Below are 20,507 nucleotides of genomic sequence, written 5' to 3'. Positions count from 1 at the left end.
TTGAATCAGAACTCGAATGACAAGGGAATCCTTAAATGAAGACGCCGTCTAGGCGGTTCCTGTCTTTGACTGACACCCCAGAGAGGAACCGATGAATATTACCCTGCGCCCCCGGCTGCTGGCCGCTGTTTCCATTGCCGCCCTGTCCATTCCGATGGCGGGCCACGCCTCGGTCAAGAATGTCATCATGATGATTTCCGACGGCGCCTCGTGGGGCACCTGGGACATGGCCAGCTATTGGGAGTTCGGCGAAAAAGGCCGCCAGGTCTATGACCGTTTTGATGTCAAGCTGGGCATGACCACGCAGCCGCTGAATACCTCGTCCGTGCCAACCTATGACAATATCCCCCGCATCAGCTATGACCCGGCAAAGGCATGGGACGGCACCATCAACGCCGATGGCTCCATTGCCGGTTACGAATATATCAAGCAGGGCTACACCGACAGCGCCGCTGCCGGCACGGCGCTGTCCACCGGGCAGAAAACCTATAATAACGCCATTTCAGTGGATAACTTTGCCAATCCGCTGCGGATGATTACCGACGGCTTCAAAGAGGCGGATCGGTCAGTCGGCGTCGTCACCTCGGTTCCGCTGAGCCACGCCACCCCCGCCGCCTTTGGCGCGCATAACATCAGCCGCAACCATTATGGCGAGCTGGCCCATGAAATGGTGTTCGGTGGCAAGCTGGACCTGATTATGGGCACCGGCCACCCCGAGTTCCATCACGACAGCGTGCGTCTGGATGCGCCGGTCTATGCGGCTGAAACCGGCCGTGGCGGCGGCTATATCCCTGAAAGCGTGTGGGAGAACCTGCGCCACGATCCGAACCCGGCCATGACGCTGATCGAGACCCGCGCCGATTTCGAGGCACTGGCCAGTGGCTCGTTGAGCGTTGAAGGCCGCCTGATCGGCGTCCCGCAGGTTCACGGCACCTTGCAGCAAAGCCGCCGCGACAGCGTGGTCGGTCTGGACAGCAGCACCCCGTCGGGCGTGGCCTATAACACCAACGTGCCGACGCTGGCGACCATGACCACCGGCGCACTGAACCACCTGGGCAAGAACGAAAACGGCTTTTTCGTGATGATCGAGGGTGGCGCGGTTGACTGGGCGGCCCATGCCAATGACACCGGCCGCATCATCGAGGAACAGATCGACTTTAACCATTCGGTCGTGAACGCGGTGAACTGGGTCGAGGCGAATTCGAACTGGGATGAAACCATGCTACTGGTCCTGACCGACCACGGCAACGGAATGCCGATGGGGCCGAATTCCGACGTGATCCCGTTCGAGCCGATCCAGAACCTTGGCGCGGGCGTTCTGCCGGGCGTCACGTGGCATTATGGCACCCACACCATCGAAAACACCCTGCTATGGGCGCATGGCGCGGGCGCACAGGCGCTGTTCGATCAGGTTATCGGCACCGATGAATGGCTGGTCAGCCTGCTGGGGCACAACACCACCGGCGCTTATATCGACAACACCGGCCTGTATGGTGCGATCAGTCAGGCGGCGGGCCTGCCGACCCCCGCCCCGGTGCCGCTGCCTGCCGGTGCATGGCTGATGATTGCCGGTCTGGGCGCGCTGGCCGCGCTGCGCCGTCGTCGCCACCTTGCTGCCTGAGGCGGCTGATAAACGAAAAGGGGCGGCGCTGATGCGCCGCCCTTTGCTGTTGTCCAATGGTCTGCACAGCGCCCGGCGCGCGGCGTCAGTCCTGCAAGGGGCGGACGCCGACTTCGCCTTCTTCGCGCGACTTGATGGCGGCAATGGCCGCAATCGCCCCGGCGGCGGTGGTGAAATAAGGGATCTTGTCATACAGCGCGACGGCCCGGATGTCGCGGCTGTCAGCCAGCGCCTGCACGCCTTCGGTGGTGTTCAGCACCATCGAAATCTCGCCGTTTTTCAGCCGGTCCACGATATTGGGCCGCCCCTCGTAAACCTTGTTCACCATTTCCGCCCTGACCCCGGCATCCGACAGGAACGAAGCGGTGCCACTGGTGGCAATCAGGATAAAGCCCATTCCGGTCAGATCACGGGCTGCGGCAGCCATTTCGTCGGTCTTGTCCTCGTCCCGGATCGAGATGAACACGCGGCCATCATGCGGCAAATGGTTGCCCGCCCCCATCTGCGCCTTGAGGAAAGCACGCGGGAAATTGCGGTCCCAGCCCATCACCTCGCCGGTTGAGCGCATCTCGGGGCCAAGCAGCGGATCGACACCAGGGAAGCGCGCGAAGGGCAGCACCGCCTCTTTCACGGAAAACCACGGGGTGATCGGATCGGCCAGCGTCAGCGGATCAGCGAAAGGCAGGTCATCTTCGGGGCCGACGCCTTCGGGATAGGGGGCGCGGGCCGGGAAATTTGACATTGGCTCGCCTGCCATCAGCCGCGCGGCGATGCTGGCAATGGCGCTGTCGGTTGCCTTAGCCACGAAGGGCACGGTGCGCGAGGCACGCGGGTTCACCTCTAGCACGTAAATCTCGCCGTCTTTCAGGGCGAACTGCACGTTCATCAGGCCCACGACGCGCAGGGCGCGGGCCATGGCGACGGTCTGGCGTTTCAGTTCGTCAATCGTCGCAGCATCCAGCGTATGCGGCGGCAACGAACAGGCGCTGTCGCCGGAATGAACACCCGCTTCCTCGATATGTTGCATGATGCCGGCGACGTGAACGGTTTCGCCATCGGACAGCGCATCCACGTCAACCTCGATCGCGCCGGAAAGGTAGCTGTCCAGCAGCACCGGATTCTTGCCGGAAACCTGCACCGCCTCGGTGATATAGCGGTTGAGATGGTCCATATCGCGCACGATTTCCATCGCGCGCCCGCCCAGAACATAGGACGGGCGGATGACCAGTGGAAAGCCGATCCGTTCCGCAATTTCAACCGCTTGCGCCGGACTGTTGGCAATGCCGTTGACCGGCTGACGCAAGTTCAGGTCGTTCAGCAGTTTCTGGAACCGTTCGCGATCTTCGGCCAGGTCGATGGCGTCGGGGGTGGTGCCCAGAATCGGGATGCCCTCGGCCTCGAGCGCATTGGCCAGTTTCAGTGGCGTCTGGCCGCCGAACTGCACGATAACACCATGCAGGGTGCCGTTCTGCTGTTCGATGCGCAGGATTTCCAGCACATGTTCCAGCGTCAGAGGTTCGAAATACAGCCGGTCCGAGGTGTCATAATCGGTGCTGACCGTTTCCGGGTTGCAGTTAATCATAATCGTTTCGAACCCGGCTTTGGTCAGGGCAAAGCAGGCGTGGCAGCAGCAGTAATCAAATTCGATCCCCTGCCCGATCCGGTTCGGACCGCCGCCCAAAATCACCACTTTTTTCGCATCCGACGGTCGTGATTCGCACTCCACATCACCCATCGCCGGGACTTCCCAGGTAGAATACATGTAGGGGGTCTGCGCCTCGAATTCGGCGGCGCAGGTGTCGATGCGCTTGAACACCGGGTGAATATCCAGCGCACGACGGGCGCGGCGAATATCGTCTTCCGACTGGCCGGTCAGCTTGGCCAACCGTGCATCGGTGAACCCCATCTGTTTGATTTCGCGCAAGGATTCAGCATCCCCCGGCAAACCGTCGGCACGGATACGCGCCTCGGCATCAACGATTTCACGCAGGCGGGCCAGGAACCACGGGTCGAAATGGGTGATGCGCTGAATATCATCATCCGACAGGCCAAAACGCATCGCCTCGGCAATGACGCGCAGGCGGTCAGGGGTTTGTTTCGAAAGGGCAGCGACGATGGCGGGCTTGCCCTGTTCAGCAGCACCTTCGATGACAATTTCGTCCAGCCCCGTCAGGCCGTTTTCCATGCTGGCCAGGGCCTTTTGCAGACTTTCATGGAAGCTGCGGCCAATCGCCATCACTTCACCCACGGATTTCATCGCCGTGGTCAGTTCCGGCTTGGAACCGGGGAATTTTTCAAAGGCAAAGCGCGGAATTTTGGTCACAACATAGTCGATTGAAGGTTCGAATGACGCCGGCGTGACGCGGGTAATGTCGTTATCCAGTTCGTCCAGCGTATAGCCAACAGCCAGCTTGGCCGCGATCTTGGCAATCGGAAAGCCGGTCGCCTTGGATGCCAACGCCGAAGACCGGCTGACACGGGGGTTCATCTCGATCACGACCATGCGGCCATCGGCGGGGTTGATCGCCCATTGCACGTTCGATCCGCCCGTTTCCACGCCGATTTCGCGCAGAACCGCAATCGAGCCATTGCGCATTCGCTGATATTCACGGTCCGTCAGGGTCAACGCCGGGGCGACCGTGATCGAATCGCCGGTGTGAACCCCCATCGGATCGACGTTTTCGATCGAACAGACGATGATGGCGTTATCGGCACGGTCACGCACCACCTCCATCTCGTATTCTTTCCAGCCCAGCAGGCTTTCATCAATCAGAACCTGCGCAACCGGGCTGGCATCCAGACCAGAACGGACAATCCGTTCGTAGTCGTCACGGTTATAGGCCACGCCGCCACCTGTGCCGCCCAGCGTAAAGGCCGGACGAATGATCGCGGGCAGGCCAATGGCATCCAGTTCTGTCATGGCCTGCGCCACGCCGGTGGCGATGTCATATTTACCGGCAGCGTTTTTGGGGGCGCTGATGATCGTGGCACGAGGGTTTTCAAGGCCGATACGGTCCATCGCCTCGCGGAACAGCTTGCGATCCTCGGCCATTTCGATGGCTTCACGCTGCGCGCCAATCAGTTCGACGCCATGACGTTCCAGTGCACCATTATCCGCCAGCGCCAGCGCCGTGTTCAGCGCGGTCTGCCCCCCCATAGTCGGCAGCAAAGCATCGGGCTTTTCCTTGGCGATGATCTTTTCAACGATTTCAGGGGTGATCGGCTCGATATAGGTGGCATCGGCCATCTCGGGGTCGGTCATGATCGTCGCCGGGTTCGAGTTGACCAGAATCACCCGATACCCTTCTTCGCGCAGCGCCTTGCACGCCTGCGCGCCAGAGTAATCAAATTCGCACGCCTGTCCGATCACGATAGGACCGGCACCGATGATGAGGATCGACTGAATATCGGTTCTTTTCGGCATGGTCGCATCCCCGCTGCTGTGATCGGCGCAAATCGTCCGGGGTTATAGCCAAGCGAGGCGACAACGCAAGGTCGGTCTCTCGGCCATAGGTGATCAGGGCCGATTTCCTTGCCACGGCACGGCAACCACCGTGACAGATATTCTTGCCGACAAGTCAACAATCATCAGCGCGACAACAGAGTAAGCGCGGCGCTGTATGCGTTCTGGGCGGGTGAACCCGTCTGAAGCTGGGATTTGGCCAAATAGGTCCGCACCAGCTTTTCCATGCCTTCCTCGGTTCCGAATGCCTTGAATGGTTCCGACCCGAACATACGTTCGGCGCGATCCTTCATCATCGTCATCTGACGCTCGACCGGAATTTTGCCGAAACTGCCCGAAGAAAAGCCAAACGCGCCTTCAAAGACCTTGCGCAGCGGCGGGTTTCCCAAAACCTCATACCACAAGGTTGTGTCCTTGGTGTCGCGTTCGGCAAAGGCAGCAAGTTCGCGTTGAGCATTCAGGGCAAGACGCATGGTTTCATCTGTCTGCCCGACACGACGCTCCAACTCGCGGTCGATGAACTGGCCGACCAGCTTGTCGCCAAAGCCCTGAGACTGCACCCCATCCGCGCCTTCGCCATACCGGAACGCTTCTGCCAGTTGCAAAAAACGCTTGTCGGACAGTCGGTTCACCAAGGACTGTTTGTCTGACAGGTCGGATTCCAGAACCTTCTGGATGAAGGCCTTACTACCAATTTCGCCCTCAAGACCAAACGCCCCCAGTGCAACGCTTAGCAGCCGGTAATTTTTGACCAGATCGCCCGCTGACTGGACCTTGGCAATATTTTCACGAAAATACGCGCTGTTCCGGCTGACCGAGGGATCATTGGCGATCATCTGCTTTTGCTGAGCCGAGGTGCGCTTCAGCACATTCCAGCCAGCAATACCCCCCAAGCCAAGGGCGATCTGAGACATTACTGCACCCTCGCGGCCATCAGCCGTGCCTCTCGCGGCAGAAGATCGCGCAAGCGGCGCAGGGCTTGATAAGCATTGCCCTCAACCACAAAATGCGTCGCATCATTCAGCAGGTTACGGCTGTCACGATCCTCGAACACTTGCGTCAATTGTTCGATGCCGCGCAGCAGCTGATATTTGCCCTGTTCAGGTTCAGCATCGCCAGACAAAATCAGTTGAGCGACATAGCAGACCCGCGACACAGGCGTATTCACGTTTTCAGGGTGGATTGCATCTTTCAGGCGCAGCACATGCGTGTTGGGCGTCTTGATGGCAATCTTGGACCGGCGGTCGCCGTTTTCGATGACCGCGCCGTTAATCAGCACACGTTCGTTGGGTGCCAGTTTGATGACCAGACCACTCATGCCGCCACCTCGCCGCGCAAGCCCTTCATGACCGACAGGTTAACCTCGATCAGGGCATCAGCGGTTGCCGTACCGTTCATGACGGCGTGACCGTGACGCACGCTGAACATCGCCAGCGAAATCAGGCCGGCCTTGACCTCATCAGGCAGGCCATTGTGCGGATGAGCCAGATCGGCGGCCAGAATAGTCCAGAGTTCGTTGTTTTTTTGAACAGCGCGAATGCTGTCGGCGGTGCCGCCATCGTTGGCGGACTGGCGCAACATGCGCGTCACGCGGGCAAAAACATCGTATTCGCTGTCTTTTGCGGTGCGGACGGTGTGCGATCCGTAAGGAGCATGAGCGTTCATTGGCGTAACCGCGTTCAAGGTCGTATTTCCCGATTTCTAGGATAAGGTCAGAGTGTGCGGGGCGCCCGCGAAGGGCGCCCCCACGTTTATCAGCGGAACAGCGACAGGATCGACTGCGGCGCCTGGTTCGCAATCGACAGCGCCTGGATACCCAGCTGCTGCTGGGTTTGCAGAGCTTGCAGACGAGCCGAGGCTTCTTCCATGTCGGCGTCAACCAGCGCGCCAACACCCACTTTCAACGAGTCGGCCATCTGCGAAGCCAGTTTCGACTGATCCTCGATCCGCTTGCCGGTTGAACCCAGCGTCGCGGCACCGACGATCGCCGCATTCAGCGCATCGTCAATCGCTTTCATCGCCTCAGCAGCCTTGGCGGTGTCACTGATGTCCAGACCGGCATCAAAGTCGAGACCCATTTCAGCGGTCAGGTTCACACCGGCAACAGTGATGTAGTGTCCCGTGTCATCGCCGATCTCAACACCGTGGTTCGCACCACCCAGGAATTTAAAGCTATCACCGTTCGACAGCATATTCACACCATTCATCTGCGTCGTGTCGATGGTGGATTTAATCTGCTCAAGCTTACGGGTGATTTCCTGAGTGGTCTTTTCACGTGCATCGGCATCCATCAGGTCGCTGGTTGCACCAGACACCAGTTTCTTGATGTCGGTCAGACCATCCACCACAGCCTCGGCCCCGACACGGGCCGTGCTGACAACAGCACCTGCGGCGTTCAGGTTGCTTTGGATAGTTTTGAACGCAGCCGCTTCACCTTCCATCACCTTGGAAACACCCCAGATCGCGGCATTATCCTTGGCGGTGGCAATCGATTTGCCGGTCGAGATCTCGCTCTGGGTTTTCGTCAGGTTCGAGTTGATCGACTTGATGGTTTGCAGAGCAACGATGGCACTGTTGTTGGTCAGAATGCTGGACATGTTGTCCTCCTTTTAGATTGGGCAGATTTTGGCCCGGTTTCGGATGACGGCCTTCTGACCGGCTGGGCTGATGCCCTTCACTTGCTGTGTGAGATCGTTTTACCGACGATCTCTTACGAAATAATGAATCGCCTCCTTTTTTCAAAACCTAATTCCCATTGCATTTTATTCAAAAACGACGAGGTGCCTCGACGGCGATGGTGGCGACCTGACGACGCCCGGTGCTGTCATAGGTCCGCAACGAACGGGCGGCCTGAATGATGTCGGCAATCTGGTCCATGGCGGATTGCGCGCCGCTTTGCGCAGCCTGCGCCAGTGTGCGCAATTCGACCAGCATGGTCTCCATCCGGTCGCGCTGGTCGTGGTCGATCTTTTCGTCTTCAATCGTGCGGACAAAGGATTCGATGATGTCCAGCGCCTCGGCGGGGCGACCGTCCACAATGGCGACGCGTGCGCGGGTCAGCTTGTCAACGGCAACGGTCATTCAGATTTCTCCTTGATAAAACGTGAAAATCCCAAATCCAGCGAATCGGTCAGGACGGCGGCGTATTCGCGCGCCAGGAAGGATGCGAACTGATCTTCGCCCGCGCCGCCCCCGAAATCGCCGCCCCCGGACTGCGGGAATGCGTGCTGCATCATGTTCTCGATGAAAGCCTGTTCCAGCTGCCGGGCCGCAGATGTGCGTGGCAGAGCCGTTGGGGCTGAAAAGGATGAGACGTGCATGTGATCCTCTGCTTGATTAGATTTTTCATCGAATAGCAGAGAGCGGTAAATAATCAGTAACGAGTCGATCATATATAAGAGGGTAACGAATCGACAGGAGCGGACATGGACATTATCCCGCTGATCTCACCCGCCGCCCCGCTGGCGCCGCAACTGCCATCACCCGATGCGCAGCCGACAGGCGTTGCGGATTTCATGGCCCAATATCTAGGGCTGGCGCAGGAGGCTGAGGAAATTCAGGAACATCCGGGTGAGACCCGGATCGGGGATGCATCAGCAGCCCAGGAAACCGATGCCGATACGGATATGGCTGCGCCCGCCGAGGTGGCGCTACCGTGGCCCGATGCCCCGTCTGACCGGGCTGTTTTCACAACTGACGCAAGCGAATCATCTGCCGACCGGATCGAAACCATGGTGGCGCAGTGGAACGGTATGACAGCCGCAGTCGATGAAACTCCGGCTCCGCTTCCCGAGGAACTGGCACAAATGATGATGCCGCAGCCCGAACCAACAGAGCGCGCATCGAATCACTCCGCGCCCGAGCGTCTGACGGCGGCCCCCATAGTGCGGCAGCAATTGGCAGGCACAGCAATCCAGCCGGTGGATAGCAGGTTACCCGACCCGCAGCCTGCGGCACAACAGGGGCAGCCGACAGATGCCCGGCCCGCCACGAACCGGGGTGATATGGCCGTGGAGCAGCCTGATCCGCCCTATCAGACCGCGCCATCCGACATGCAATCCGCCCTTGCCAAGCAAGGCGAACCCTTGTCGATTCGACAGCGGCCTGTTGAACATGCTGCGCCCGCTCCGGCGATGATGTCTGTTGTCGGTGACGAGCGGTTGACGGCATCTGTCGTGGGTATGGCTCCGGCCACGACTGCGGAGCCCTTGCTGATACCGACGGCGAATATGGCTCCGGTCACGGCTGCGAAACGGCTGATGACGCCGACTGCGGACCTGGCTTCTGTTACGACAGCGGACCGATTGATGACATCGGCCGGGAATGTGACGCCGATCACAACCGCGGAACGCTTGATGGCGCCCGCTGCTGAATATGCCGCTTTGGCTTTGGCCGAAGCGGGGCCGACAATCAGCGATGGCGAATCGTTTCAAGTGGCTTTGCCGGACAGTGGTGGCGTCGTGGATGCCGGTTTGCTGCACCGAACCGAATCGGCACCGCAGGTAACAGCGGCGCGGGTGCCCGAGGCACAGGCACCCGCCATTGCACGACAGATCGCGCAAGCCGCCGTGACGTTGCGCGAAGGCGAAATCGAACTTGCGCTGGCCCCCGAGGAATTGGGCCGCCTACGTCTGCGGATCATGCGGACGGATGGTGGCGCAGCGGTAACGGTCTGGTTCGAGCGCCCCGAAGTGCTGGAGGCCGCGCGCCGTCATCTGGATCTGCTGATGCAGGATTTGCAGGATAGCGGATTCGAATCGCCGCTGCTGGATCTGCGCAGCGAATCGGATCGGGAAACGGCGGATCAGGGGGGGGATGACGAACAGCCTGCCCTTGAGCGGGCGACCGTCCCTCTTGCCGACAAACCGTCCCAGCCCACCCGGCTGAGCGATCGCCCCCTTGATATTCGGGTATGAAAGGAACAGAAGTGACCACTTCGATCACTGCCGCAACGGCGGCCACCACCTCGGCCACGCAGACAAAGAAATCCGAATCGCCCTTGGGCAATGCTGATTTCGAAACTTTTCTGCGAATGCTGACAACTCAGTTAAAGAATCAGGACCCGATGAACCCGATGGAAGGGTCGGAATTTGCCGTGCAACTGGCGACATTCTCGGGCGTGGAGCAGCAGGCACATTCGAACAAGCTGCTGACCCAGATCGCGAATCAGTTGGGTGGCGGCGGTCTGACGCAACTGTCGCAATATCTGGGCAAAGAGGTGCGCACCACTGCGCCGGTCTGGTTCGGCTCTGATGCGATCACACTGGACATCAAGCCTGATTCGCGCGCCGACAGCGTGATTCTGGTCACGCAGAATGCACATGGCCGCGAATTGAGCCGCGAGGAAATCGGCACCGGCGCGGGGCAGGTGGATTGGTTTGGCCGCGACACCGTGGGCAACAAGGTGGCCGATGGCAGCTATGCCTTCCGCATCGAAAGCTATCTGAATGGCGAAAAAATCGCCGAATCCGATGTCGGTGCCTATAGCCGCGTGACCGGAGCGGAAACTACGGCTCAGGGGGTAAGGCTGGTTCTGACAGGCGGTGCCACCGCTATGACCGATGAGGTGGACGCGATTCGCGAGCCGGGCTGATGGCAGGCATCCACGCCCATGGGCCTGTCGCGTCCGCACTGTGCGCGGCAGGCGCCGAATGCACAATAGGCAGGCGATTCGTGCTCTGGATAGCCGACGGAATGGGGGCGCGGTCTTGGGCCGCGTCACCTTGATCGTATTATCGCATCACCTGCCGTCGGTCGGATGTGGCACGTTTCGCCGGGCAAGCGGGGCCTGATCGTCGTTCCGCAGCCGCCGCCATCTGTCGCCATGATGACCATGATGACCATTGCATCAGCCGTATTCTGGCGGAACCTTTCAGTGCGCTGGAATGCAGCAAATCAGCACCGTCATCATCATGCCGATGCGATGTCAGCCCAAGGCCGCACCCAAGGCGACACCCACGGCCAGCAAGGCAGCGGCCAGCACCGGACGTTGCCAGTTGGCATGGCGCGGCGGTGTCGCCGGGGCCTTGGGACGGTTGGCGCGCTCCCATAGCGCATCATCCAGAATTGCGGGCAAAAGCGGGCTGTAACGGCCAAGCGTCTGAACCATACGCACCCCGTCGCGCGCCATGGCTTTGGGGCCAAGGTTGTTGCGGATGTAAGCCTCGACCACCGGGCGGGCGGCCTGCCACATATTGATGTTCGGGTCCAACGAGCGGGCGACACCCTCGACCACCACCATGGTGCGCTGCAACAGGATCAGTTCGGTGCGGGTCGCCATGCCAAAGCGTTCCGTCACCTCGAACAGATAGGCCAGCAGATTCGCCATGGAAATCCGGCTGGCGTCGGCACCGAAGATCGGCTCGCCCACAACGCGCAACGCACGGGCGAAAGCAGCCTCGTCACGGTCGCGCGGGACATAGCCGGCCTCGAAATGCACGCGGGCGACACGGCGGTAATCGCGACGGATAAAGCCCATCAGGATTTCGGCATAGACACGGCGGGTATATTCATCGATCTCGCCCATGATGCCGAAATCATAGATGATGACATCACCATTGGCCGCGACCTTCAGGTTACCCTGATGCATATCAGCCTGGAAAAAACCGTCGCGCAGCGCATGGCTGAGGAAAAGCTGCAAGATGCGCGTGGCCAGTTGGTGCAGGTCGTGCCCGGCCGCGACAAGGGCGGCGGGGTCGCCCATCGGCAGACCATCAGCCCAGTCGGCGGTCAGCACCCGGCGGCCCGACAGTTCCCAATGCGGGGCCGGGGCCTGAAGCCCTGTGTCATCCTTGGTATTTTCCGCGAATTCCGATGCGGATGCCGCCTCAAGCCGCAGGTCCAGTTCCCCCAGAACCACCGATTCGAAATGGCTGACCACGTCGCGCGGGCGCAGGCGGCGAGTCTGGGGCAGCAGCTTTTCCAGAAATCCGGCAGCAAAATGAAAGGCGTCAATGTCGCGGCGGAAGGCGGCCTCGATACCGGGGCGCACGACCTTGACGGCGACTTCGGCCCCGGTATCGGCGCGGCGGGCACGGTGAACCTGGGCAATGGATGCTGCCGCGACAGGTTCGGAAAATTCAGAAAACAGCGCATCGACCGGCGCGCGCAGTTCGGTCGCAACAATGTCTTGCGCCACATCGGTCGCAAAGGGTGGCAGCCTGTCCTGCAACATGCGCAACTGGCCCGACAGTTCGACCCCCACCACATCGGCGCGGGTCGAAAGGATCTGGCCGAATTTGATATAGGCCGGGCCAAGTGCGGTAATCGCCCGCGTCAGCGGCGGCAGCGCGGGATCACCGGCATAGCCCATCCAGCGGAACGGCCAAACCAGCGCGCGCAGGGCGATGCGCAGCCGGGCCGGTGCCTCGACCGCATCCAGCGCGACGGACATCGCGCCGGTCCGTTCGAACGTGGCGCCGGTGCGGATCAGGCGCAGGATGTTATGCGGCCCGCGCATCGCTTACAGCTTCCAGCCGGAATGCAGCGCGGCGATGCCCATAGACAGGTTGCGGTATTGCACTCGCCCCAAACCCGCCGCCGAAATCATATCGGCAAATGTGTCCTGATCGGGAAAGCGGCGGATGGATTCGACCAGATATTGATAGCTGTCGCGGTCACCCGCCACCGCCTGCCCCATCGCGGGAATGACGTTGAAGGAATAGCGGTCATAGGCCCATTGCAGCGCAGGCACGGGAATCTGCGAAAACTCCAGCACCATCAGCCGCCCGCCGGGTTTCAGCACGCGATACGCCTCGGCCAATGCATCGGGAATGCGGGTGACGTTACGGATGCCAAAGCTGATGGTATAGCGGTCGAAGCTGTTATCCGCGAAGGGCAGCGCCATCGCATCGCCCACCACCCAGTCGAGCCGGTCATCAAGGCGTGCCGCCTCGGCCCGGCCACGGCCCTCGATCAGCATGGATTCGGTCAGGTCACACACAGTGACGCGGGCACCCGGCGCGCGGTCGAGGAAGCGAAAGGCAATGTCGCCGGTCCCGCCCGCCACATCCAGCAGACGCTGGCCATTGCGCGGGGTCAGCCAGTCCATCATCGCAGTTTTCCAGACGCGATGGATACCCACGCTCATCAGGTCGTTCATGATGTCGTATTTGGACGCCACGCGAGAAAAGACGCCGTGAACCATGCCGGCCTTGGCATCCTCGTCCACGGTCTGGAAACCGAAATGGGTGGTCTTGCGCGTCATCTGCCTTGCCGTTCCTTGTATCGTGGCCCAGATAAGGCCAGCCTGCGCCTTGCACAATGGAGCGAAAGGGACCGGATTGCCAGAACTGCCCGAGGTCGAAACCGTCCGCTGCGGCCTGCTGCCGCATCTGGAGGGCGCGCGCATCGCGCGGGTCGAGGTCCGCCGCCCCGATCTGCGCTGGCCCCTGCCGCCCGATCTGGTGCAGGTGCTGACCGGCGCGCATATCACCGCGCTGCGGCGGCGGTCGAAATATCTGCTGGCCGATCTGCAAGACCGGGGCAGCCTGCTGATCCATCTGGGCATGTCGGGGCGGATGCTGGTTCAGGGCGCAGGCATGGGCGAATTTCACCGCGACCCGGCAGTTCTGCCCCGGCACGATCATTTTGTCATACACACCGAGGCCGGGGCCACGGTCACGCTGAACGATGCGCGGCGCTTTGGTATGGTCGATCTGGTCCGCGAGGGTGTCGAACATCCGCTGCTGGCGCATCTTGGCCCCGAACCTTTGGGCGAGGATTTCACCCCTGCCACGCTGACCGCAGCCTTTGCCGGGCGGCGCGCGCCGGTGAAACAGGCGCTGCTGGATCAGCGGATCGTGGCGGGGCTGGGCAACATCTATGTGTCCGAGGCGCTGCATCGCGCGGGGCTTGATCCGCGCCGCCCCGCCGGGCAGATTGAGGCCGCGCAACTGGCCGGTCTGCATAGCCACATCCGCGACGTGCTGACCGAGGCGATCGCAGCAGGCGGATCATCCCTGCGCGATCACCGGCAGGCCAGCGGCGAGCTGGGCTATTTTCAGCACAGTTTCCGCGTCTATGGCCGCGAGGGCGCGCCCTGCCCTGCGCCCGGCTGTTCTGGCGTGATCGCGCGGGTGGTGCAGTCGGGGCGCTCCAGCTTTTACTGTCCGGCTTGTCAGCAATAGGCCATGCTGGTCAGGGGGCATGGCGGCTGCTAGGACGGGACAAAGGTTAACCGAAAGGAAGATGACCGATGGCCTATGAGACGATCATCGTGGAAATCGAGGATGACGTGGCGCTGATCCGCCTGAACCGTCCCGAAGCTTTGAATGCGCTGAACGGCAAGTTGCTGGGCGAATTGGCGCAGGCGCTGACCGAGGCCGACCACAACGACAAGGTGCGCTGCATCGTGCTGACCGGCAGCGAAAAGGCCTTTGCCGCCGGTGCCGACATCAAGGAAATGTCGGAAAAATCCTTTGTGGATGTATTCACCGCCGATCTGTTCAGCGGCCCGACCGATGCCATTCAGCGTGTGCGCAAGCCGATCATCGCGGCTGTCAGCGGCTATGCCCTTGGTGGCGGCTGTGAACTGGCCATGGCCTGCGATTTCATCATCGCCGCCGATACCGCCAAATTTGGCCAGCCTGAAATTAATCTGGGCGTCGTCGCCGGTATCGGCGGCACACAGCGGCTGACCCGTTTCGTAGGCAAGTCCAAGTCGATGGATATGAACCTGACCGGCCGTTTCATGGATGCCGCCGAGGCCGAGCGTTCGGGCCTTGTCAGCCGCGTGGTGCCCGCCGCCAAGCTGATCCCCGAAGCAATGGCCGCCGCCGCCAAGATCGCCGCGAAATCGCAGATCGCGGTGAAGGTGGTCAAAGAGGCGGTCAACCGCAGCTATGAAACCACCCTGCGCGAAGGGCTGCTGTTCGAACGCCGCATTTTCCACGCGCTGTTCGCCACCGAAGACCAGAAAGAGGGCATGGCGGCCTTTCTTGAAAAGCGCGAGGCGCAATTCCGCGACCGCTGACAGGGGTTTTCTTTCCGGCGCAACTGCTGTAAAGGCCCAGACTTACATGCGTGTGGGCCCGCTTTGGCAAGAATCATGGCTGTTCCTGACAGGGACGCTGCCTTGGGTCTTTTGCGCAATCGAAATGCAACAGACCCGATAGGACAAGACCCATGGCCAACACGCCCCAGTCGAAAAAACGCGCCCGCCAGACCGAACGCCGCACCGAAGTGAACAAAGCCCGCCGTTCGCGCATCCGCACCTTCCTGCGCAAAGTCGAAGAAGCACTTGCCAGCGGCAATGCCGACGCCGCCCGCGCGGCGCTGCAAGCAGCGCAGCCCGAACTGATGCGCGGCGTCAGCAAAGGCGTTTACCACAAAAACACCGCCTCGCGGAAAATCTCGCGACTGGCATCGCGGGTCAAGGCGCTGGCCACCGCCTGAACTTGTTCCACAGCGGGCGAAAACTCGCCCGTTGTCAGCCGGATGGCTGATCTGGCGCGCCCGACCCGGCGCGCCTTTTGCATTTGGGGCGATTCGCCGCTCACGCCTTTTTCTTTGCATTTGCAGCCGTTTGGATGAAATTATCTTACCGATCAGAGGGATCGCAGATTCGTCTGGCTATCCAGGCTGTCAAGCGCAGAGTTCAGTTGCAGCGGCCCTTGCGGGGTTGCTAGTTTGACCGGGCGATTCACCTCGCACCTGGGGGACAGGCTGGCGAATCTGGTTGCGAAACCGGATCACCAAGCCGGGCAAATGGCGGAGCTTCCGTCCTGCCTTTGGGTCTGCAACCGTCGGCTGCCACCGGCCAGAGCAGGCTCGTGTCTGAAAGAGACGAGACGGCTGTGCGGCCATATCTGCGGCAATTTCGCCGCAGGGTTGCGTGTTGCCTGACTGTCCTGAACCAAGGCGTGGTGCAATCGGCCCGGCGGGATCAACCTGCGGGCGATCTGGGGACAACGGACGGGCAAGACGATGGAAGATCTTTGGGGGCGGGCCTGCGCAGGGCTGGAAAAAAGCGTTGGGGCGAACAACTTCAACCACTGGATCAAACCGCTGCGCTTGACGGGCATTGACGCCGGTGTGGCGGAATTTGCCGCGCCGACCCGCTTTCTGTCGGATTGGGTGAACCGCCATTATGCCCGGCAGATTTTGGATGAGCTGATGCGCAGCGGCGCAGCGGCAGACCGTCTGCGCATCTCGGTCACGGCGACGGCTGCCCCTGCCCGCCCCGCACAACCGCGCGCCGCCGCCCCAACCACGCCGCCCGCAGCTGCCGCGCCGGTCGATCTGGGTGCCCCGCTGGACGCGCGCTTTGTCTTTGACAATTTCGTCGTGGGCAAACCGAACGAACTGGCCCATGCCGCCGCCCGCCGCGTGGCCGAAGGCGGGCCGGTCAGCTTTAACCCGCTGTTTCTTTATGGCGGCGTCGGTCTGGGCAAGACCCACCTGATGCACGCCATCGCTCATGAATATCAGCGCAACAAACCCGCCGCGCGTGTGCTGTATCTGTCGGCGGAACAGTTCATGTATCGCTTTGTTCAGGCGCTGCGCGAACGTAACATCATGGATTTCAAGGAAATGTTCCGCGCCGTGGATATGCTGATGGTCGATGACGTTCAGTTCATCGCCGGCAAGGACTCGACGCAGGAAGAATTCTTTCACACGTTCAACGCGCTGGTGGATCAGGGCAAGCAGATCGTGATTTCCGCCGACCGCGCGCCGGGCGAAATCAAGGGGCTGGAAGAACGGATCAAATCGCGCCTGTCCTGCGGGCTGATCGTGGACCTGCACCCCACCACCTATGAACTGCGCCTTGGCATCCTGCAATCCAAGACCGAAGCGTTTCGCGCGCAATATCCCGGCCTGCAAATCGCCCCCGGCGTGCTGGAGTTTCTGGCCCACCGCATCACCTCGAACGTGCGCGTTCTGGAAGGCGCGATGCAGCGGCTGTTCGCCTTTGCCAGCCTCGTGGGTCGCGAAATCACGCTGGATCTGACGCAGGACTGCCTGGCTGACATCCTGCGCGCCAGCGACCGCAAGATCTCGATCGAGGAAATTCAGCGCAAGGTGGCGGAACATTACAACATCCGCCTGGCCGACATGATCGGCCCCAAACGGGTACGCACCGTGGCCCGCCCGCGTCAGGTGGCGATGTATCTGGCCAAGCAGATGACCAGCCGCAGCCTGCCCGAAATCGGCCGCCGATTCGGTGGGCGCGATCACACCACGATCATGCATGGCGTCCGCAAGATCGAGGAACTGACCCATCAGGATCAGGGTCTGGCCGAAGATATCGACATGCTGAAACGCCTGCTTGAGGTATAAGCGACGCCAGTGCGATGAAATCCTTGTGACCGGCCCGCCGGGCAGCTAAAACGCAGTCCACACATAGGGACGGGGAAAGGCGATGAAGTTTTCCATCGAACGCGCAGTGCTGGTCAAGGCGGTCAATCAGGCGCAATCCGTTGTCGAACGGCGCAACACCATCCCGATTCTGGCCAATATCCTGATCGAAGCGACATCTGATGGCGTCAGCCTGCGCGCCACCGATCTGGACACCGAAGTGGTGGACCGCGCCCCGGCCATGGTTGAACGCCCCGGCGGCACCACGGTCAGCGCGGCGCTGCTGAACGAAATCGCGCGCAAGCTGCCCGATGGCGCACTGGTCAACATCAGCGCCGATGAGACTGCGGGGCGGCTGAACGTGCAGGCCGGGCGTTCGAACTTCAGCCTTGCCACATTGCCGCGCGAAGATTTCCCGGTGATGGCCAGTTCCGAATACAGCGCGAATTTCAGCGCCCCGGCCCCGGTGCTGCGGCGGCTGTTCGACAAGTCGAAATTCGCCATCTCGACCGAGGAAACGCGCTATTATCTGAACGGCGTTTACCTGCATGTGACGCAGGCCGATGGCGCGACGGTTCTGCGCTGTGTGGCGACCGACGGGCACCGCCTGGCGCGCGTTGATGCACCTCTGCCGCCGGGGGCCGAGGATATGCCGGGCGTCATCGTGCCACGCAAGACCGTGAACGAATTACGCAAACTGCTGGAAGATGACGAAGCGGCCATCGCCGTTTCTGTCAGCGAAACCAAGGTGCGCTTTGCCACACCGACCCAGACCCTGACGTCCAAGGTCATCGACGGCACCTTCCCCGATTATTCGCGCGTCATCCCTACTGGCAACACCCGCAAGCTCGAGGTAGACGCCAATGATTTCGCCCGCGCAGTGGACCGGGTGGCCACCGTATCGTCGGAACGGTCGCGCGCGGTGAAACTGGCGCTGGATCAGGATCGGCTGGTGCTGTCGGTCAACGCCCCCGATTCGGGTGCCGCAGACGAGGAACTGATCGTCGCCTATGCCGACGAGCCGCTGGAAATCGGCTTTAACGCCAAATACCTGCAAGAAATCGCCGCGCAGGTGGATCGCGAAAACGCCGTGTTTCTGTTCAACGGCGCAGGCGATGCCGCCCTGATCCGCGAGGGCGGCGACACCAGCGCGGTGTATGTCGTCATGCCGATGCGGGTGTGATCCTTTCGACGATCAACCTTGCCCAGTTCCGCTCATGGCCACGCCTGACACTGGATTTCAGCGGCGCGCCGCTGGCGCTGCACGGGCCGAACGGATCAGGCAAGACCAATATTCTTGAGGCGCTGTCGATGCTGGCCCCCGGTCGCGGCTTGCGCGGCGTGGCAGCGCCTGAACAGGCGCGTCAGGGCGCGGCGGCGGGCTGGCGCATCCGGGCGCGCATCGGCGATCATGCCGTGGAAACCGGCGCGCCGCCGGATCAGAGCCGCTACGTCATCATCGACGACAAGCCCGCACCGCAGGTGGCGCTTGGGCGGCTGATCCGTGTCATCTGGCTGACCCCGGCGATGGACCGGCTGTGGACCGACACACCGGAAACCCGGCGCCGTTTTCTGGATCGCGTCACGCTGTCCTTTGCGCCCGCCCATGCCGAAGCGGCGCTGACCTATGACAAGGCGATGCGGGAACGCAACCGGCTGCTGCGCGATCAGATCAGCGATCCGCACTGGTATCGCGCGCTGGAAGCCCAGATGGCCGAGGCGGGGGCGCAGATCACCGCCAACCGCATCACGGCGCTGAAGCTGATCGCCGCGGCTCAGGCGCAGGGTGGCGATGCCTTTCCCGCCGCCCGCCTGACCCTGCTGCCCGGCGAGGGTTTCGCCGATGACCCCGACCCGTCCAGCATCGCCGCGCGACTGGCCGCCACCCGCCCCCGCGATCTGGCTGCCGGGCGTAGTCTGACCGGCCCACATCGCGCCGATCTGGGCGCGCATTGGGGGCCGCAGGATATGCCCGCCGCCCTGTCCTCGACCGGCGAGCAAAAGGCGCTGCTGCTGTCACTGATCCTCGCCAATGCCCGCGCCCTGGCCGATCAGCCGGTGCTGTTGCTGCTGGACGAAGTGGCCGCCCATCTGGACGCCAGCCGCCGCGCGCTGCTCTATGCCGAAATCGCTGCCCTGCCCGCGCAATCGGTGCTAACCGGCACAGGACCGGAGCTGTTCGACACGCTGCATGGCGAAGATCTGGCCGTGGGAAAAACCGACTGCACCTCAAGGATCGCCCCATGACCGCTGTTTCCCCCGACATGCACGCCGAACTCTGCGCCCGCTTGCATCAGATCGCCACAGAGGAAAGCGTTACCATCCTGCTGGCGGTCGAATCCGGGTCGCGCGCCTGGGGCTTTCATTCGCCCGACAGCGATTATGACGTGCGTTTCGTCTAAGCCCGCCCGCCAGAATGGCACCTGCGGCTGGAACCCAAGCGCGATGTGATCGAGCGGCCCATTTCCGGTGATCTCGACATCGCGGGCTGGGAACTGGCCAAGGCGCTGCGGCTGGCCATGAAATCGAACGCGGTGCTGGCCGAATGGCTGCAATCGCCGATTACCTATGCCGACAATCCGCAGGCACGCGCCGATCTGGCGGCATTCTGCGCGCAAACGCTGAACCGGCGTGCGGTTAGCTGGCATTATCTGTCGCTGGCACAACAGCAATTTGCCCGGCTGCGCGACCCGGCAGGGCAAGTGCGGCTAAAACGTTATTTCTATTGCCTGCGTCCGGCGTTGGCGCTGCGGCATATGCGGTTGCATGGCGCGGCGATGGTGCCGATGAACATGCAGATGCTGATGGCCGAAACCAACCTGCCTGCCGCCGTCACACTGTGGCTGAACGATCTGATCGCGGTCAAACAGGCCACCGGCGAAATGGGCGTGGCTAACAGCACCAACCCCGATTGCGATGCGCTGATGACCGCCGAAATGCAGGCCGCGCGTGACTGGCTGGCGGCCGCCCCCATGTCCCCGCCCCCGCTGGACTGGAGCGCCGCCAACGCTCTGCATCGCCGCTGGTCACAGCCGGACTGACCGCTTCTTGCTTGTGCAAGCGTATTCGCCGTCCGGCCAAGGGGGAAATACCCCCGCCAACCGCAAAATCTTGTGGCTTTGCCGT

General features: G+C 61.7%; 18 protein-coding genes and 1 pseudogene. 10 read left to right on the top strand and 9 right to left on the bottom strand.

Features of this window, described 5'->3' with window-relative positions; all coding sequences use genetic code 11:
* The first annotated feature begins 91 nt into the window (after window positions 1-91).
* Window positions 92-1,621, top strand: a complete 1,530-nt coding sequence (locus Q4G22_RS07665) for an alkaline phosphatase (RefSeq protein WP_303385312.1) — start codon at window positions 92-94, stop codon at window positions 1,619-1,621.
* 85 nt (window positions 1,622-1,706) lie between these two features.
* Here the strand turns inward: Q4G22_RS07665 and carB are convergent, their stop codons facing one another.
* From carB to Q4G22_RS07630, 7 genes are all read right to left on the bottom strand, one after another.
* The gene (gene carB / locus Q4G22_RS07660) at window positions 1,707-5,045 is read right to left on the bottom strand and encodes a carbamoyl-phosphate synthase large subunit (RefSeq protein WP_303385311.1); all 3,339 of its coding nucleotides are present in this window, start codon (window positions 5,043-5,045) and stop codon (window positions 1,707-1,709) included.
* 164 nt (window positions 5,046-5,209) lie between these two features.
* Entirely contained in the window at window positions 5,210-5,998 is a 789-nt protein-coding gene (locus Q4G22_RS07655) for a DUF1217 domain-containing protein (protein ID WP_303385310.1), read from the bottom strand.
* A complete protein-coding gene (gene flbT, locus Q4G22_RS07650; protein WP_303385309.1) occupies window positions 5,998-6,402 on the bottom strand; it encodes a flagellar biosynthesis repressor FlbT in 405 nt (134 codons plus the stop codon). The genes Q4G22_RS07655 and flbT overlap by 1 nt, the downstream gene beginning before the upstream one ends.
* The gene (gene flaF / locus Q4G22_RS07645) at window positions 6,399-6,749 is read right to left on the bottom strand and encodes a flagellar biosynthesis regulator FlaF (RefSeq protein ID WP_303385308.1); all 351 of its coding nucleotides are present in this window, start codon (window positions 6,747-6,749) and stop codon (window positions 6,399-6,401) included. Before flaF ends, flbT begins: the two co-directional genes overlap by 4 nt.
* A gap of 89 nt (window positions 6,750-6,838) precedes the next feature.
* Complete coding sequence (locus Q4G22_RS07640; protein WP_303385307.1) at window positions 6,839-7,681, bottom strand: flagellin; 843 nt, start codon at window positions 7,679-7,681, stop codon at window positions 6,839-6,841.
* Window positions 7,682-7,850: 169 nt separating this feature from the next.
* Window positions 7,851-8,165 carry a hypothetical protein gene (locus Q4G22_RS07635; RefSeq protein WP_303385306.1) on the bottom strand — a complete coding sequence of 105 codons (315 nt, stop codon included), beginning with the start codon at window positions 8,163-8,165 and terminating at the stop codon, window positions 7,851-7,853.
* Window positions 8,162-8,476, bottom strand: a complete 315-nt coding sequence (locus Q4G22_RS07630; protein WP_303385305.1) for a hypothetical protein — start codon at window positions 8,474-8,476, stop codon at window positions 8,162-8,164. The genes Q4G22_RS07635 and Q4G22_RS07630 overlap by 4 nt, the downstream gene beginning before the upstream one ends.
* Window positions 8,477-8,509: 33 nt before the next feature.
* On the opposite strand from Q4G22_RS07630, the gene Q4G22_RS07625 reads away from it, so the two are divergent.
* Both Q4G22_RS07625 and Q4G22_RS07620 read left to right on the top strand, forming a co-directional pair.
* The gene (locus tag Q4G22_RS07625; protein ID WP_303385304.1) at window positions 8,510-10,000 is read left to right on the top strand and encodes a flagellar hook-length control protein FliK; all 1,491 of its coding nucleotides are present in this window, start codon (window positions 8,510-8,512) and stop codon (window positions 9,998-10,000) included.
* Between the two features lie 11 nt (window positions 10,001-10,011).
* The gene (locus Q4G22_RS07620; RefSeq protein ID WP_303385303.1) at window positions 10,012-10,677 is read left to right on the top strand and encodes a flagellar hook capping FlgD N-terminal domain-containing protein; all 666 of its coding nucleotides are present in this window, start codon (window positions 10,012-10,014) and stop codon (window positions 10,675-10,677) included.
* Window positions 10,678-11,010: 333 nt separating this feature from the next.
* Here the strand turns inward: Q4G22_RS07620 and ubiB are convergent, their stop codons facing one another.
* The gene (ubiB, locus tag Q4G22_RS07615) at window positions 11,011-12,543 is read right to left on the bottom strand and encodes a 2-polyprenylphenol 6-hydroxylase (protein ID WP_303385302.1); all 1,533 of its coding nucleotides are present in this window, start codon (window positions 12,541-12,543) and stop codon (window positions 11,011-11,013) included.
* Window positions 12,544-12,546: 3 nt separating this feature from the next.
* Window positions 12,547-13,290 (bottom strand): bifunctional demethylmenaquinone methyltransferase/2-methoxy-6-polyprenyl-1,4-benzoquinol methylase UbiE, encoded by a 744-nt coding sequence (gene ubiE, locus Q4G22_RS07610; RefSeq protein ID WP_303385301.1) that lies wholly within the window; start codon window positions 13,288-13,290, stop codon window positions 12,547-12,549.
* Window positions 13,291-13,366: 76 nt separating this feature from the next.
* On the opposite strand from ubiE, the gene mutM reads away from it, so the two are divergent.
* The 7 genes and pseudogenes from mutM (at window position 13,367) to Q4G22_RS07575 (ending at window position 20,422) form a co-directional block, all read left to right on the top strand.
* The gene (mutM, locus tag Q4G22_RS07605) at window positions 13,367-14,212 is read left to right on the top strand and encodes a bifunctional DNA-formamidopyrimidine glycosylase/DNA-(apurinic or apyrimidinic site) lyase (protein WP_303385300.1); all 846 of its coding nucleotides are present in this window, start codon (window positions 13,367-13,369) and stop codon (window positions 14,210-14,212) included.
* A 68-nt stretch (window positions 14,213-14,280) separates the two neighbouring features.
* Entirely contained in the window at window positions 14,281-15,057 is a 777-nt protein-coding gene (locus Q4G22_RS07600; protein WP_303385299.1) for an enoyl-CoA hydratase, read from the top strand.
* Between the two features lie 152 nt (window positions 15,058-15,209).
* Window positions 15,210-15,479 carry a 30S ribosomal protein S20 gene (rpsT, locus tag Q4G22_RS07595; protein ID WP_303385298.1) on the top strand — a complete coding sequence of 90 codons (270 nt, stop codon included), beginning with the start codon at window positions 15,210-15,212 and terminating at the stop codon, window positions 15,477-15,479.
* A gap of 531 nt (window positions 15,480-16,010) precedes the next feature.
* Window positions 16,011-17,363, top strand: a complete 1,353-nt coding sequence (gene dnaA, locus Q4G22_RS07590) for a chromosomal replication initiator protein DnaA (RefSeq protein WP_303385297.1) — start codon at window positions 16,011-16,013, stop codon at window positions 17,361-17,363.
* Between the two features lie 82 nt (window positions 17,364-17,445).
* Window positions 17,446-18,564 carry a DNA polymerase III subunit beta gene (gene dnaN, locus Q4G22_RS07585; protein ID WP_303385296.1) on the top strand — a complete coding sequence of 373 codons (1,119 nt, stop codon included), beginning with the start codon at window positions 17,446-17,448 and terminating at the stop codon, window positions 18,562-18,564.
* Entirely contained in the window at window positions 18,561-19,628 is a 1,068-nt protein-coding gene (gene recF / locus Q4G22_RS07580; RefSeq protein WP_303385295.1) for a DNA replication/repair protein RecF, read from the top strand. Before dnaN ends, recF begins: the two co-directional genes overlap by 4 nt.
* Window positions 19,625-20,422: pseudogene (locus Q4G22_RS07575) on the top strand (nucleotidyltransferase domain-containing protein). Before recF ends, Q4G22_RS07575 begins: the two are co-directional and overlap by 4 nt.
* Window positions 20,423-20,507 lie beyond the last annotated feature (85 nt).

It is taken from the genome of Paracoccus sp. (in: a-proteobacteria), assembly GCF_030538655.1.
Lineage (GTDB): Bacteria > Pseudomonadota > Alphaproteobacteria > Rhodobacterales > Rhodobacteraceae > Paracoccus.
Note: the sequence above shows the minus strand (reverse complement) of the source record. Positions and strands in the feature narration are given on the sequence as shown.